Below are 13,560 nucleotides of genomic sequence, written 5' to 3' on the forward strand. Positions count from 1 at the left end.
TGTATAGAACCAAGATAATAGAGAGCTAAAGTCAAGATATTAATGGATTGGTTAGGGATTAAATTGGAGTCGTAGGGAGTAAATGAGAGATAAAATGGGATTGGCGTCTCAATCATTTTGCCTTTTTAAGAATATAAGCCCCCTCAGAGATGGGGGCAAGGGTGCTCAAAGCGTGAAGGCTAATCCGCAAGCTTCTTTTTCAATAACAGTAACTCGCTTTCGAGCTTCTTGACTTTTTCTGCTTCTTTAAGGTACTTCGTTACCATTTTGTCCACCTTATTTTCTCCATCTTTGAAAATAGGGGTTAAGCTTGCAGCCTGTTGAGCGATCGGAACAGTTATTTTCAAATAGCTCATTACGTCTATTTCCTCAACTTCAGACATGAACTTGTCGGAGCCGTTATTTTCGAAACCATCATTCACATACCTCAAAGAATCAGCAGTATCCAATAGCTTGTCAGTTAGTGGAATATTGAGTTCAGTAAAAACTGTCATGCTCTCGCAGAGTTTTGCTAAGTCACTAAAGCCAATAGCTATCTCAAAAGCGCCCCCATTTTGGAAATCAAAACCTGTTGCCCAACCGACTCTACCAGCGGTATATGAAGGTATATCTGGCTTTTCGTCGAGCAAGAGATCATCTGCCGTTACCCCTTCACAAGAGTAGTTTTCTACTATTCGTTTCAAAACGTCGATTGACGGCGTTAACTCACCTCTCTCATACCTACTTAAGGTGTCTTTACTGACACCAATTTGTCCAGCCATTTGTGATTGATTGAGAGTAAGCCTCGTGCGAACCGACTTAAGCCTCGAACCAAAATTAGATGCATTCGCCTTTTTTTCTGTTGACATGTAGATTCATCCGTCTATTATTTGTGACTAGTTAGTCGGATTAGTCTAATTCAAACCGAAGGAGGTTTAAAGTGGAAAAAGTAAAAACACCTTTATCCGTAGAACAATTTAACGCCATCAAGAGTGGATTTGTTAAGCAAGGAACATCATTTAGTCGATGGTGCCAAGAGCATGGCTTGCATCGAGCAAATACCAAGTCTGCGATTCTAGGTAGCTGGAATGGCCCCAAGGCTTGTGAACTTCGCACTAAAGCAGCAAAAGCATCTGGGTTATATGACGAACTAAAGTGAGGCAGATATGAGCACCCCAATAAAGACAGTAAAAGAGCACAAAGCTTTCGACAAGGTAGTGAAAACTTTGTCTTCGTTGAACATTTATCAGGCAAAAAATGTATTGGACTTAGTATACAAATCAATATCTTCAGGAAAGCTAGAGCTAGCGCCAATCCCTACTCGGTTCAAGAGCAAAATAGAACTAGACCGAGAATTGCATGACTTTATTTTAAGCATGGACTTGGAGTTTATGACTCAAAAAGATGTCCGTTTAGCTTGTCTGAACAAATTTGGGAAAGAAAGAGCACCATCAAGAACGGCGTTGAACCGAGCGTGGCCTAAGCTTCTCCACAAAAAAGAAATGGTGACTATCAATGGACAAATATAAACATTCAGTTGCTGGCGGTAACTTAAAATCAGCACGAATAGCACTTCAGATTCTTGAAATACTTGTTGATAACGGTGTGGAAGGAATGAGTCTCAATAGACTATCCGAACTTATGGCGACTCCCAGAACTAGCCTTCATCGATATCTTCAAATGTTGGTCGAAAGCGGTTGGGTAGAAACTGTGGGTGAGAAGAGCTCCATGCTATGGAAGCCATCTAATCACTTTATCAAACTTGCGTTCAACTACCGAGATGCTGTACGTGCTCAAGTTCAAGCCATTGAATCTGAGTTCAAGGATTTGACAGGAGAGGAGCTGTAATATGTCAAACGAACTAAAGAAACTAGAAACTGCTCAGCAAGCGTTAAGTGACGCTAAGGAAATAAATGCGGCTGAAGCCCTAACAATCTCGCAATCAAAGGGACAAATGCTTGGTGGTGCGGTAGAACTTGGTGCGCTACTTGGGCGTGCTCAAATGGCCGAAAAACTGTCAAAAATTACCGACGTCGTGAGTTTAAGTGCGCTGAAAGAAATCAAAGAGTCTAAGCAATACAAGGCGTTGAAAGGAATTACCTTTGCAAAAAGCTCGACAGTCGGCAGTGATATGGTTGTACTTAAAGGGACATGGGAAGAGTTCTGTGAAATCTATGGTAGCTCAAAATCGACAATAGATGAACGCTTAAAAAATCTGGATGTTTTTGGTGAGCAGGCATTGGAATCAATGAGTGCTATCGGCATGACCACAAGAGATTTTCGTCGCTTACGCAAACTCCCTCAAGAAGACTTAACCGCTATCGTTGAAGGTGAAACCGTAAAGGTTCAAGACCGTGATGAAGCTCTTGAAATCATTGAAGAGTTATCCGCAAAACACCGTCAAGAGAAGCAAGCCCTTCAACAAGAAGTGAATAGTCTGACGCAAGAAAAGCAATCGCATGAACGCTTACTTGCTGACAAAGACAAGAAAATTAATAGCTTATCGAAAAAGCTCGATACACCGCTATCACCTGCTCAAGCTCGCCAAAAGGAGGAGCAATTAAATAGCCAGTTGCTAGAGCAACTGAATATAGCGGCCCTCGCGGTAGACAGCGGTATGGCTCGACTCTTTGATGCTATTCAAACAATTCAAGACAATGAGCACCCTACGGATATTGACCAAGCGTGTGAAGATACCTTGTTCCGTGTACTGGAGCGTTTCCTAAGCCTGTCTGGTGATATGGGGATAGCCGCTCACGTTATCGAACATCTAGAGCAATGGCATTCAGAAAGTGCGTTGTTAATGGATAGTGAGGGTTAAGCCTGTATGAATGCACTTGAGCTAGAACGCGCACAATACTTAAAGCACTTAATGGCGGAGCTAGATAGTGCAGGCCGTGGTGATAAAGGTTCGATTATTCAAAGAGCTACCGAGTATCTGTGCATTTCAAAGAACAAACTGTATCAAGAAATCGCGGCGTTGGGGTGGGACTCTGGGCGTAAGAAACGCAATGACTGTGGCGAGTTAGCGATCACTCGTACCGAAGCGGAATTGCTGGCTAACCTATTGCGTCAGAGTGAACGCGACAGCGGAAAACGGTTGATGACCATCCGTGATGCGATTGATGTCGCATTAGCAAATGGACAGCTTTCACGAGACGTTTCAGAGTCAACGGTATTACGGGCCTTTAGGCGTTTTCGTGTACACCCAAATCAGTTGAACACGATGGAAACGACGACAAGTCAACGCTCACTCTACCCTAACCACGCATGGCAATTTGATGTGTCTATCTGCGTGCTCTATTACCTCAAAGGTGGCAAAGGGTTGCGAGTCATGTCAGAAGATGAGTTCTACAAGAACAAGCCGAAAAACCTTGACCGTATCGTCAATGAGCGCGTGTTACGTTACCTTGCAACCGACCATTATAGTGGCGCTTTCTTCTTACGCTACTACGTGGCTCCTGGTGAGAACACGGAGACCATTACCAAGTTTCTGTTTGAAGCTTTTTGCGAGCGGAATACAGGGGAATTGATGTATGGCGTCCCTCAATTGCTGATATGGGACGCAGGCTCAGCCAACATTGCGCACCAAACTCGTCATATGCTTGATATGTTGGAAGTGAAGCATATCGCACACACACCAGGGCGTCCTTGGGCTAAAGGTCAGGTGGAGTCCACACACAATATTGTCGAACGTCGTTTTGAAAGTCGTTTAGCGTTTACGACTATCAACTCAATTGAAGAATTGAATCAGTATGCTGTGAAATGGTCGATAGGTTTTCAAGCGCTCAAGGCTCACTCTCGCCATAAAACAAGTCGCTTTGGCCTGTGGCAGACCATACGAACTGAGCAGCTTCGATTGATAAAAGACGTAGAGCTGGTGAAAAGCATGATGCAGCAAACGAAGCCTGAGGTCAGAAAGGTTCGACCTAACGAGCTAAGCATTAGCTTTGCGCCTAAAGGGTATGCCTCACTCGATTATTCATTGGCTCATATTCCACACATCATTGCAGGTGATGAAGTGAAGGTGTTCGTTAACCCATACAAGGCTCCTGCTATTCGAGTGATGAGTATGGATGACATGGGTCAAGAGCACAGACACGAAGCGTTACCTATTGAGCGTGATGCGGCAGGCTTCAACCTACAAGCCCCTATCATCGGTGAGCAACACAAAGCGATACGTGAAACACAAACGGACATCAGCCGTAAGCGCCTCGATACCGCAGCGTGGGGTACGGATAACCCACGAGAGATTAAGAAAATTCGCAAAGGGCGTGTACCTGCTTTCAATGGTGACATTAATCCAATGGCAGATATTGAGCAGCAATCTGTCCCATTGTTCATCCCACGACGTGGTACAGAAATGAGTGTGGAAGGCCAGCCATTAACAGAGCAGAAAATGACGATCATAGGTGCTTCAAACCGCTTTAAAAAGGCATTTAACCCTCATAAAAATGAGCTTTCAGCCTTTAAGAAATCATTAAAGGTGCAATACCCAGAAGGCATATCGGAAACGGAACTCAACCTATTTATCGAACAATGGGAGCAAGGCGATCATGATTACGCTCAGAGCGCAGTTAGATAACGCAGGACTGACAGTACAAGCGCTAGCTGACTATCTAGAAATGAACTACAGCACGGTGCATCGAGCGGTGAGGTTAAATGAGCCACCTAAGCGACGAGCACAAGAATTTACAGACAAAGTAGAGGCATTTTTTGCTTCTAACGGGCTGGAGGGAATAAGCGGTTGGTCAAAGGTTGCAGCCAATGACCAACCAGAACCCCAGCTAGAAGAAATCAATCAGGACATCGAACTGGAGAATCAAATGTTAACACAAGAAGCAATGAAACACTTCAAGCTATTCAGAAACCCATTCATTAACGACATTCGTGGTGTACGCGACATCTACTTAAATGAGGATAGTCGTTACGTCCTAGCGGCGATGAAAGACGTAGCACGCAATCAAGGTATTCTGGCAGTTGTTGGTGACTCTGGAGCGGGTAAAAGTGTTCTTCGTCGTCTACTCCTTGACGAACTGCACAATGACGGTGACATATCAGTCATTCAACCGAAAATCATCGATAAGACACGAGCAACGGCGGCTGGCATTTGCGATGCCATTATCAATGACATTAGCAGTGAAACACCGAAGCGCAGCATGGAGGCAAAAGCACGACAAGTTGAGCGCTTACTTATGACAGCGTTCAAAGGTGGTCAACGTCACGTTCTCATCATCGAAGAAGCGCATGACCTAACCATCCCAGTGATGAAGTACCTCAAGCGCTTTTGGGAACTGGAAGACGGTTTCTCAAAGCTACTTGGGATCTTACTGGTTGGTCAGACAGAGCTATTTCACCGACTTGATGAGCGTCGCCATTATGAGCTGCGTGAGTTTATTCGTCGCTGTATGGTTGTTGAGGTTCCGCCTTTAGATCACGACATAGAGTCATATTTGAAGCATAAATTTGAGCGAGCGGGTTGTGACTACAACAAGATCATGGATCCCAACGCTGCATCAGCCTTAAAAGAGCGTCTCCAGACGCGCCGTAATCAATCGGTCAGTCTAGTGTATCCCCAAGTCATTAACAATCTGATCACAAAGGCAATGAACCTATGTGCTTCACTTGATGAAACTAAAGTCACTGACGAAATCATTAAGGAGCTGTAATCATGAAAAACAAGAACTATGCATTAGCAAAAATTCAAATCGGCCAACTGGTTGACGCTGCTCCCAAAAATGCTTCTGACTTTGATACTGATAGTTATATCCCAAGCATTCAATTCCAAGGTAGACTCCATGAACGCTTGGGTAATGCTATGTCGAATATGAATAGTCTAGCCTCGCTTTATAATCGTTGGCAGTTGGGAGAAATGAAATGCAATTGGTCAGTTGTTAGTGAGCTGACCATGGTTTCTCGTTTAGTATCTAGAGAGCTGAAAACTATTTCAGAGATGTGTCAGCAAGATCGAAAAGGGATGATTTACAACCCAATGCCAAACAGTTGTGGACGTCACTTAACATCAGGATTAACTTCATTAGAAGCGGATGAATTGAATACGTTGCTGAATGAACTGACACCAAGTGAGCTATTACAATTGTTGAGACATAGAAAAGGAGTCTGGTCATGAACAACCTGTCTTTAACAGCATCAGAAAGCCACGAACTGGCGACTCGTGTTTCTGCATTGGGAGCCAAACAAGTACTAGTTCTACTTCGTCAACTACAGAATCAATCGTTAGCCTTGTCGCTAGAGAATAAAGAGAGTACTCATGAACGAACACTACGTCAGCAAGCTGAAACAAGCACAAAAAACAAAGCGCGCATTACCGTATTTAACAATCATGTTAGGCCCAACTCTTGAGCCTTGCCCTGTTCATTCCAAAAATAAGGGGTTAGTTTTGCCAGTTGATCATCCTTACTGGATAGATTACCCCATGAGAGAAACGGATGATTGTAAATGCAGTATTCGTCAAATCTCAAAGTACGAGTATGCAAAGTTAAAAGTAGATGGGGTTTTAGATCCGCTAGCACCACCGATACTAGATGAAGAAGGAAACAGAACAGGCTACAGAGAGAAAATATTCATTCCGATAGTTGAAGAACCTGCAAAGTAACGCCTACCTACTAACAATAATGCCTTTTCCAAACGAAAAGGCATTTTCTTATCTAAAACACTCTCAACGGCGCTCTAAGCGTTTATTCGAACATTCCCTCTCTCAAAAAAGTTTAAACAAATCTGGAGCGATTTAAACAGGGTTTAAACATGGTTCCGCTGTGGAGTTTCGATGGATTAGCCATATACGGCATTTGGGGTAATCACAATCAGGTTTTTCTAGTCGAGTCGTTAGTTACCAGTGCAATTCTCCAAACCACCGTAAACACGGTTAATGTTATTGCGAGTGACAGGGAACGGCGAGAGTGGTTACCCGCAACAGGCCGCAAGTTTATTCCTCGTGTACCAAGGACCGTTCAGGGATGATTTACAATCCATTACCGAAAACCTTGGGCATTTGTTTAGATGATGATTTGTCTTATTCCGAGAGCGAGGAACTCAAGGAGCGTTTAAGCAGTGTGTCACCGTCTTACTTATTACAGCTACTTCGTTGTGATCGTGAGGGTTCAAAGTCATGAAATCAAAAGCACTAACATCAGCAGAAAGTCATGAGTTGGCTTGTCGAGTCTCAGCGCTCGTCGCAAAACAGGTGCTTTTAGTGCTGCGTCAACTTCAAGAACAAGCATTGAATCGCCAAGATAAATCACCCTGCCATCGTTCAGCCCTCAAACACTAAATATATCCTTTTGATGAAAGCACGACCTTATAGTCGTGATTTTTCTTATTTAAACGCCCTGTAAGCGATTTTCAAGCGTTAGACGAGCGATTAGTTTAAACGAACCTGCGGCGATTTAAATAGGGTTTAAACGGGGTTCTGACTCCTACCAATACTCTCTTTGACTTCTATTCAAACTTAGCTGTGTCTATCGGTACTTAATGCTTCCTGATAGGCCAAAATTTGTAATCCGTTTTTATCAATCCGTCTCAGTAAGCAAAATTGGCTATTCACCGTTAAATTAGATTCAAGACGATAAATAACAGAGTGAGACGATCTGGTGACAAGTAATATGCGCAAATTTGAACAGCTTTACGCCCTATGCCATGTATTTGGGTTTCGATTAGACGCGGAAGATGTCCATAAACTTGGTCAGAGCTTCGCTGGAATGCCTTACATCAAGAAACAGCGCAAGTTATTTAGTGCCATTCGAAGAGCCTACATTCTTCAAGATAACGAAGAGTTTGGTTACGCGCTTTCAGCGAGAAGAAATGGCGTTAGCCTGTTTTACTGCTACCAAGTTCAATCAGGAGAGCTGCAATGTTAACAAGCAACACTATGGAATGGAGTGATTTGGTTCAACGTGAAGGTTTTTGCGAGCTGCTGGAAAGCATGATGAAGAGCGACGACGGGATGGTCGGACAATACTATCTCTCTTTAAAAGAGATAGCTGAGAAGCACGGTGTTGATGAAAAAGTGTTTGTTCTCTTCTTTATCGCACTTTGCGAGCTTATGGGTGGTTTCCAAGTCTATTTTCCTAAGAAAAGTAAGCTCGAAAACACGATCAAAAAGCACTTAATTTACAGTGAGTTTGACGGTAAAAATTACGCCGACCTAGCGCGAAAATATCGAATCAGCGAAGACGTCGCAAGGAAATATGTTCGTGAAGTAGGCGACACGATGAAAACACTGCGCAATGATGTCGCCCCACTTATTTCTAAAAACAGATAGTGAGATCGTTATGTCAAGAAAACGAATGAAAGCTCAGATGCAAGCTCAAAGGATCAATAGTCAACATAAGCGGTATCGTGCGATGAGTCGCTCATCTAAACCATACCAAACAGCGTTTCGATAAAAGGAAGCTAATATGCTAACCCAAATTGAATTAACGGCACTTCGTTACTCTGGTGTGTCAGAGCAAGAATACATTGCAGCAAAACGTACCCTTGTCGCAGATGACCCTTATTTAGCCACACTAAATCAATTGACATCCGATGAGGTGCGCACACTGGCCTCTGTGTCTTCGGATGTGGTTAATGGAGAGATTTATCTCAAAGAAAAAAATCAAACCATCATCTCGAAGATTATCGAATATGCCCAAAATCATCAACTCTCGGCGGATCCTTCCCTTACCAAAGAAGAAGAGCGAATGCTCGTAAATACGGGCCTTTCCAAAGAAGCCTACCTTGCCGCCAAGAAACAATCTAACCAGTAATAGGATGAACACAATGAACAAACAAGCGCTAGTCGAAACATTGAACAAACTTAGCAACGACTTTTCCTCTGAGATCCAAGATACGAAGCAAAAAAAGGAAAAACTGGCCATCTACCGTTCTGAGTTGGCGAAAATGGATCTAGCTATCTCTGCTCTTAATCAAGACATCAGTAAAGAATTGGATTTCGACAAGTTAAAAGACTTGAAGGGTCAGTTGAAGACTAAAGAGCAAGAACACAGCGAGATGTCCTCAATCATCATTAATTTAACTAGTTACGTTTCCGATTCTAACCACAGTGAGCGCTTAGATAAGATTCGTAAAATGCATAAAGAAGCGGAAAAAGATTTTTATGAGCACGTCATGGCGAGTTGTCGCGAAAAAATTACAGATGTAGTCAGTCAACATGAAGAACTGCTTCCTTTGATCCGTGATTACGTTGTGGCGAGCGTGGGGGTTCGAAATCCCAACCCTGTCTATCACTATGGTGCACCATTCATTGATATTTTTGGGCGTTTTATGGGTGACGAATGGGTAGAACACAAAACATCACTTCTTCATGAAGCGGGTGTGAACGATCTTTCTCATTGTTAAGTGATTGCGTTGAAAATTCTTAAATAGAGGTCTGTATGTTTGTTTTAGAAAAGAACTAAAACTGCGGTTTAACGCTGAAAACAAAGGGTTCATTGGTCAGATAAAAAGCTCTGCGCATGCGGTAGGCGATCTAGGCACTAAATCAAACAACGCAAGCGCAGGCTTAAAGTCACTTTCAAAAGAGTCACAATCAGCAGGGGGCGATCTCTCCTCTCTCAAATCTCAGGTTCTTGGTTTAGCTGGCGGCTTTTCTGCATTAGCCATTGCGATCAATGCAAAAGACACATTAGGCCAATACCAAGACATGCGCACACAAATTTCGGCGTTGGTGGGTGGTCAAGAACAGTGGCTTCAAACTGAGCAATATCTCAATCAAGTTGCGCAGGAGCACAATAAAACCATTCTCGATATAGCTCAAAGCTATGCTTGCCTCTCTGTGCTTCAAGAAGCGGGTTTGGTCACGCAGCGCGAACAGTACAAAATATCAATGCACAACAAGCGGCGTTTTCTCGCGCTTATCAAGAGATGGTCTTGGCGTTAGAAAAACCAATTTCAACCGTATTTTCTAACTCTGTTTCGGCGAGCGTCTCCATTCTTGATACCTTCACTAACAACGCAAATCTCATTACTGATTTAATCGGTGGTGCGATGGTGGTAGCGCTTGGTCGTGGTTCTGTTGCGGTAGCTAATTTGACCAGAGAAAAAGCAAAAGACATTGCCACGACAGTGCAAGGCATCCAAGTCGAAAGGCAAAAACAGGCATCAGAACTGGCTTCTATCCAAGCAGAAATACGTCATCTTGAAGTTATGCGTTTGACCAACAATCAACGCTTTATGGCGACAGGTGCAGCAAATACTCTCGCAGCAGCAGAGGCGAGAGAGAAAGTCGTTAAGGATGCGCTTGTAGCGTCTCAGACTAGGCAGGTGCCGCTCTGATGGGGGCTCTTGGTGCTCCTGCTGGTATCGCGGTCATGGCGGCGAGTGCTTTGGGTTATTACGCGTTAAGCGCTAAAGGGACTGAGCAAGACACAGAAAGGCTCAAAGATCAGGTAAATGCTTTACTTGGGAAAATGAATGCTGTGGATGCTTCACAACTAGAAAAAGCCATCACAAACAAACGAAGATGGTAGCGAAGCTTCGAGATGAATACACAAAAATAGCATTGGCTCCAGCACCAGGCCAAACTCTCTGGCAGCGATTAACCGAGAATAATGGTGAGATGCGAGAGCGCCAGATCCAAGAGGCAAGAGAAACCGCATCGTTGGCAACCTCTGTCCAGCGTGAGTTGTCCGAAGCTGAGAACAATCTCTCTGAACTACAGAAAAAACTGGCCCGTTTACGTCGCGGTGAAGGCGCTAATACTCCTGTCAAACCGCCGACTATCACTCCACCCTCAGGTCAGGAGGACGCAATTAAAGCTGGCGAGCGGATGCTACAAAACTTGGCAAAACAAGCTGTTCTTTTTGGTGAAACATCCGAACTTAAAAAAGTGAATTACGAAATTGAGCATGGTGCTTTTATTCTGTGGATACAGAAAACCACGGGTTTACCCGTGGATGAATGCCTTTGGAGACGTTACGATGGCTAAATGCAATATTACACCTCGTCCCACAGTGTCTATTACACGAAATATCACATAGTTTGGGTGACTAAGTACCGTCGGAAAATCCTGAATCCTGGTATGTGCAGTTACCTACGAAAGATTATGCCAAAGTTACTGCGAAGTTTACCTGGCGTTGAGATCGAGACGATAGGCTTTGATGAAGATCATCTGCATATGATGATGCTTATCCCACCGAAGTACAGTATTTCAGACGTCATGGGTAAACTAAAAAGCCAATCGTCGCACCACATGCGAAAAACGTTCAGTTGGCTAAGTAAGGTTTACTGGAAAGAGAACATTGTTTGGTCGCCAGGTTACTTTGTCAGTAGCGTAGGCGTGAATGAACAGGTTATAGCGAATTACGTTAGGCATCAGGGCGAAAAGGATTCTGGTCAACTCCGCATGGAGTTGTAACAGTAAGTACCCCGTGCATGCACGGGGGTATCTACGGGAATCCATGAAGGTTTAGCTAAAAAGTTACGTTATCAAGCACAAATCATAGATCAGAAGCGTGCAGAGGCTGAATTAGTCAAAAGTGAAAAGAAAACTGACAAAATTGATGATTTCCATGAGTCGTCCGATCAAATCAATGCCGACTACCTAATGAGGTTAGCGATTCAAGCCAACTACGAAAACAGGGCCAAGATTCAAGAGCAACACGCTTACGCTCAAAGGCAGGAACAGCTACAAACAAAATTTTCAGAGACATACGAGCAAGCTACTGGTAATCAACAGCTCATGAACGCTCTCGAGAAAGAGTATTTTTTGGGCCGCGAGGTTCTTCGTCAGGAACATGAAATGAATCTCACGTAGAAGACGAAAGACAGGCATACCAATACCAAGTCGCAATGGATACCCTGAGTTTCACTCAACAACAGCTTTCTATTACTACTGATTTCTTGCGAGATTCTGGTAAAGAGCAATCAGGTCTATATCGAACATTACTAGCAGCTCAAAAGCTTGCTGCAATTCCTTCAATGATCATTGCCACGGAGGAGGCTGCGACCAAAGCTCTTACTTTAGGTCCTATTGCTTCCGTTGCGGTAAGAGTGCTTGTTTATACATCTGTCGGAATTGTTGCAGGACAGGCTCATGATGGAATAAATTGAGTCCCCAAAACAAACGAGGGAACTTGGTTGTTAAAAGCTGGTGAGATGGTGCTCAATCCAACTCAGGCCGATAACTTCCGTTGGATGGTGGGCGCGATGAGCGACATGAAAGCCATGTTTAGCTCAATGACTTCATCGAGCGCTGGTTCAGCCTCCAGCTCTAGAGAGAAACCAATTAATGTTCATGTGCATGGTGTAGATAAAGAACGGGTGCGTACTTCGGCTTCAGACAGTGGTGGAGAAGTCAACATTGAGGTTGTAATAGATCAAGCGGTCAATCGTTCACTCAAGCCGTCTACAATGATTTTGATAACGGTGGACCAATTTCCACGCGATCAAAAAGCTAACTGAGTGAGACAAAACAAACTCTTGTTGATGAAGTCGATGAGGGCTTTTGGCATAGTCAAAAGCCCTCATCTATTTATAAGGCATAGCAAGAATATGAAAATGTATCCGTCTATTCGCTTTACACGTAAAGACGCTGAGAAAGTTGCCAGGCTATTTGACTACAGCGCTTCAACTGAAAAGCAGTGCCACGACGCGTATGCAAAATACAAAAACTATATTGTTGACAATAAAGCTCCTCGCTATCTTTACATCGTCCGATGTGGCGATAGTGAACTCTACAAAATCGGAATTACTAACAATCTTGAAAAGCGTCTGACTGAGCACCAGACAGGATGCCCGTATACATTAAAGTATGTTGTTTGGTTCGAGGCCGACTTAGACGACCTTTTAGGAAAAGAAATCAGTTACCTAGAAACATTTCTTCACAAAAACTACCAGTTTAGAAGAGTGAGAGGCGAATGGTTCAACCTAACTTACTCGCATTTGGCTGATATTGTGCTTTTCTTGGAACTCGACAGAGAATTTGGTCTATCGATTCAATCTGATGACGAAATGGCTGTGTACTTTTCACGCCTTAATTCAGATGCAGAAGATTAAGTTTTATTGCTTCAGAGGGCGCGAGCATGTTTCATTTTAACGTATGAGCGAGATATCAGATTTTCAGATAAAACCTGATCAATGCACTGTGTAACTTGATGCTTATAATGATATCATTTTGCTTAGTAAATAGCATGCAAAAAGGAAATAACATGAAAGTAAAGTGGTTGCTTGTTGGGCTATTAAGCGCGCCATCCTTCGCCATTCCAGTCGAGAATGACGCCGTTATTAGTAAAGATTTTGAGAACAACCCGCAGCTATACGAGGAAGTGGCGAATCTCATTCGTCTCTATGGCTATAAATGTGATTCTCTTAGCGCTCTGCGGCCAATGGTCTTTTCAAGAGGCTTCGTTGCGGTTTGTAATCGATTTTCATACACGTACGAAATTGAAGATAAGGGAGGCCGATGGGTCGTGACGTTGGATTAGTTAGTTCAGTCGAGGCGATCTTCTATCTATAACGTACATCGCTTTTCAGTCTATATTTAGAGTTGATCGTCTCATTGTGTAGGATGGGCTTTTTTCGTTTTATCTTGAAAAAATCGGAGAATTATCTCGGCGCGCTACA

Annotated in this window: 23 protein-coding genes; 22 read left to right on the forward strand and 1 reads right to left on the reverse strand. The window is 43.5% G+C overall.

Translation table 11 applies throughout. The features are described 5' to 3' along the window. Positions 1 to 179 precede the first annotated feature (179 nt). Positions 180 to 848 (reverse strand): helix-turn-helix domain-containing protein, encoded by a 669-nt coding sequence (locus F7Y48_RS23035; protein ID WP_206954168.1) that lies wholly within the window; start codon positions 846 to 848, stop codon positions 180 to 182. A gap of 71 nt (positions 849 to 919) precedes the next feature. Here F7Y48_RS23035 and F7Y48_RS23040 point away from each other — a divergent pair, with 71 nt between their 5' ends. The 22 genes from F7Y48_RS23040 to F7Y48_RS23145 all read left to right on the forward strand — a co-directional run bounded on the left by F7Y48_RS23040 (position 920) and on the right by F7Y48_RS23145 (position 13,421). Continuing rightward, complete coding sequence (locus F7Y48_RS23040) at positions 920 to 1,138, forward strand: hypothetical protein (RefSeq protein WP_206954169.1); 219 nt, start codon at positions 920 to 922, stop codon at positions 1,136 to 1,138. Positions 1,139 to 1,145: 7 nt separating this feature from the next. Further along, positions 1,146 to 1,508: a primosomal protein gene (locus tag F7Y48_RS23045; protein WP_206954170.1), complete on the forward strand. Its 363-nt coding sequence runs from the start codon at positions 1,146 to 1,148 to the stop codon at positions 1,506 to 1,508. After that, on the forward strand, positions 1,495 to 1,827 hold the full coding sequence (locus tag F7Y48_RS23050) for a helix-turn-helix domain-containing protein (RefSeq protein ID WP_206954171.1): 333 nt from the start codon (positions 1,495 to 1,497) through the stop codon (positions 1,825 to 1,827). Before F7Y48_RS23045 ends, F7Y48_RS23050 begins: the two co-directional genes overlap by 14 nt. A 1-nt stretch (position 1,828) precedes the next feature. Then, positions 1,829 to 2,800 carry a MarR family transcriptional regulator gene (locus F7Y48_RS23055; protein WP_206954172.1) on the forward strand — a complete coding sequence of 324 codons (972 nt, stop codon included), beginning with the start codon at positions 1,829 to 1,831 and terminating at the stop codon, positions 2,798 to 2,800. A gap of 6 nt (positions 2,801 to 2,806) precedes the next feature. Beyond that, positions 2,807 to 4,564 carry a DDE-type integrase/transposase/recombinase gene (locus F7Y48_RS23060; RefSeq protein WP_206954174.1) on the forward strand — a complete coding sequence of 586 codons (1,758 nt, stop codon included), beginning with the start codon at positions 2,807 to 2,809 and terminating at the stop codon, positions 4,562 to 4,564. After that, entirely contained in the window at positions 4,536 to 5,648 is a 1,113-nt protein-coding gene (locus tag F7Y48_RS23065) for an ExeA family protein (protein ID WP_206954175.1), read from the forward strand. The genes F7Y48_RS23060 and F7Y48_RS23065 overlap by 29 nt, the downstream gene beginning before the upstream one ends. A gap of 2 nt (positions 5,649 to 5,650) precedes the next feature. Next, a complete protein-coding gene (locus F7Y48_RS23070) occupies positions 5,651 to 6,109 on the forward strand; it encodes a hypothetical protein (RefSeq protein ID WP_206954176.1) in 459 nt (152 codons plus the stop codon). A gap of 141 nt (positions 6,110 to 6,250) precedes the next feature. After that, positions 6,251 to 6,595 (forward strand): regulator of ribonuclease activity A, encoded by a 345-nt coding sequence (locus tag F7Y48_RS23075; RefSeq protein WP_206954177.1) that lies wholly within the window; start codon positions 6,251 to 6,253, stop codon positions 6,593 to 6,595. A gap of 513 nt (positions 6,596 to 7,108) precedes the next feature. After that, the gene (locus F7Y48_RS23080) at positions 7,109 to 7,270 is read left to right on the forward strand and encodes a hypothetical protein (protein WP_206954178.1); all 162 of its coding nucleotides are present in this window, start codon (positions 7,109 to 7,111) and stop codon (positions 7,268 to 7,270) included. Between the two features lie 331 nt (positions 7,271 to 7,601). Continuing rightward, positions 7,602 to 7,856: a hypothetical protein gene (locus F7Y48_RS23085; protein WP_206954618.1), complete on the forward strand. Its 255-nt coding sequence runs from the start codon at positions 7,602 to 7,604 to the stop codon at positions 7,854 to 7,856. Beyond that, positions 7,850 to 8,260: a Mor transcription activator family protein gene (locus F7Y48_RS23090; RefSeq protein ID WP_206954617.1), complete on the forward strand. Its 411-nt coding sequence runs from the start codon at positions 7,850 to 7,852 to the stop codon at positions 8,258 to 8,260. Before F7Y48_RS23085 ends, F7Y48_RS23090 begins: the two co-directional genes overlap by 7 nt. Before the next feature lie 136 nt (positions 8,261 to 8,396). Further along, a complete protein-coding gene (locus F7Y48_RS23095) occupies positions 8,397 to 8,744 on the forward strand; it encodes a hypothetical protein (protein ID WP_206954616.1) in 348 nt (115 codons plus the stop codon). 13 nt (positions 8,745 to 8,757) lie between these two features. Continuing rightward, positions 8,758 to 9,336, forward strand: coding sequence for a hypothetical protein (locus F7Y48_RS23100; RefSeq protein WP_206954614.1), 579 nt, complete (start codon positions 8,758 to 8,760; stop codon positions 9,334 to 9,336). Between the two features lie 304 nt (positions 9,337 to 9,640). After that, a complete protein-coding gene (locus tag F7Y48_RS23105; protein WP_206954612.1) occupies positions 9,641 to 9,877 on the forward strand; it encodes a hypothetical protein in 237 nt (78 codons plus the stop codon). Beyond that, the gene (locus F7Y48_RS23110) at positions 9,868 to 10,272 is read left to right on the forward strand and encodes a hypothetical protein (protein ID WP_301949426.1); all 405 of its coding nucleotides are present in this window, start codon (positions 9,868 to 9,870) and stop codon (positions 10,270 to 10,272) included. Before F7Y48_RS23105 ends, F7Y48_RS23110 begins: the two co-directional genes overlap by 10 nt. Further along, complete coding sequence (locus tag F7Y48_RS23115) at positions 10,272 to 10,466, forward strand: hypothetical protein (RefSeq protein ID WP_301949427.1); 195 nt, start codon at positions 10,272 to 10,274, stop codon at positions 10,464 to 10,466. Before F7Y48_RS23110 ends, F7Y48_RS23115 begins: the two co-directional genes overlap by 1 nt. Continuing rightward, complete coding sequence (locus F7Y48_RS23120; protein WP_301949428.1) at positions 10,460 to 10,924, forward strand: hypothetical protein; 465 nt, start codon at positions 10,460 to 10,462, stop codon at positions 10,922 to 10,924. The genes F7Y48_RS23115 and F7Y48_RS23120 overlap by 7 nt, the downstream gene beginning before the upstream one ends. After that, the gene (tnpA, locus tag F7Y48_RS23125) at positions 10,925 to 11,353 is read left to right on the forward strand and encodes an IS200/IS605 family transposase (protein WP_024699775.1); all 429 of its coding nucleotides are present in this window, start codon (positions 10,925 to 10,927) and stop codon (positions 11,351 to 11,353) included. Between the two features lie 434 nt (positions 11,354 to 11,787). Then, on the forward strand, positions 11,788 to 12,048 hold the full coding sequence (locus F7Y48_RS23130; protein ID WP_301949429.1) for a hypothetical protein: 261 nt from the start codon (positions 11,788 to 11,790) through the stop codon (positions 12,046 to 12,048). Positions 12,049 to 12,075: 27 nt separating this feature from the next. Beyond that, complete coding sequence (locus F7Y48_RS23135; protein WP_301949430.1) at positions 12,076 to 12,399, forward strand: hypothetical protein; 324 nt, start codon at positions 12,076 to 12,078, stop codon at positions 12,397 to 12,399. A gap of 90 nt (positions 12,400 to 12,489) precedes the next feature. Further along, a complete protein-coding gene (locus tag F7Y48_RS23140; RefSeq protein ID WP_301949431.1) occupies positions 12,490 to 12,993 on the forward strand; it encodes a GIY-YIG nuclease family protein in 504 nt (167 codons plus the stop codon). A 152-nt stretch (positions 12,994 to 13,145) separates the two neighbouring features. Then, positions 13,146 to 13,421 (forward strand): hypothetical protein, encoded by a 276-nt coding sequence (locus tag F7Y48_RS23145; RefSeq protein WP_061899358.1) that lies wholly within the window; start codon positions 13,146 to 13,148, stop codon positions 13,419 to 13,421. The last annotated feature ends 139 nt before the right edge of the window (positions 13,422 to 13,560 follow it).

It is taken from the genome of Vibrio sp. 2-1-2a (assembly GCF_032648565.1).
Lineage (GTDB): Bacteria > Pseudomonadota > Gammaproteobacteria > Enterobacterales > Vibrionaceae > Vibrio > Vibrio diabolicus.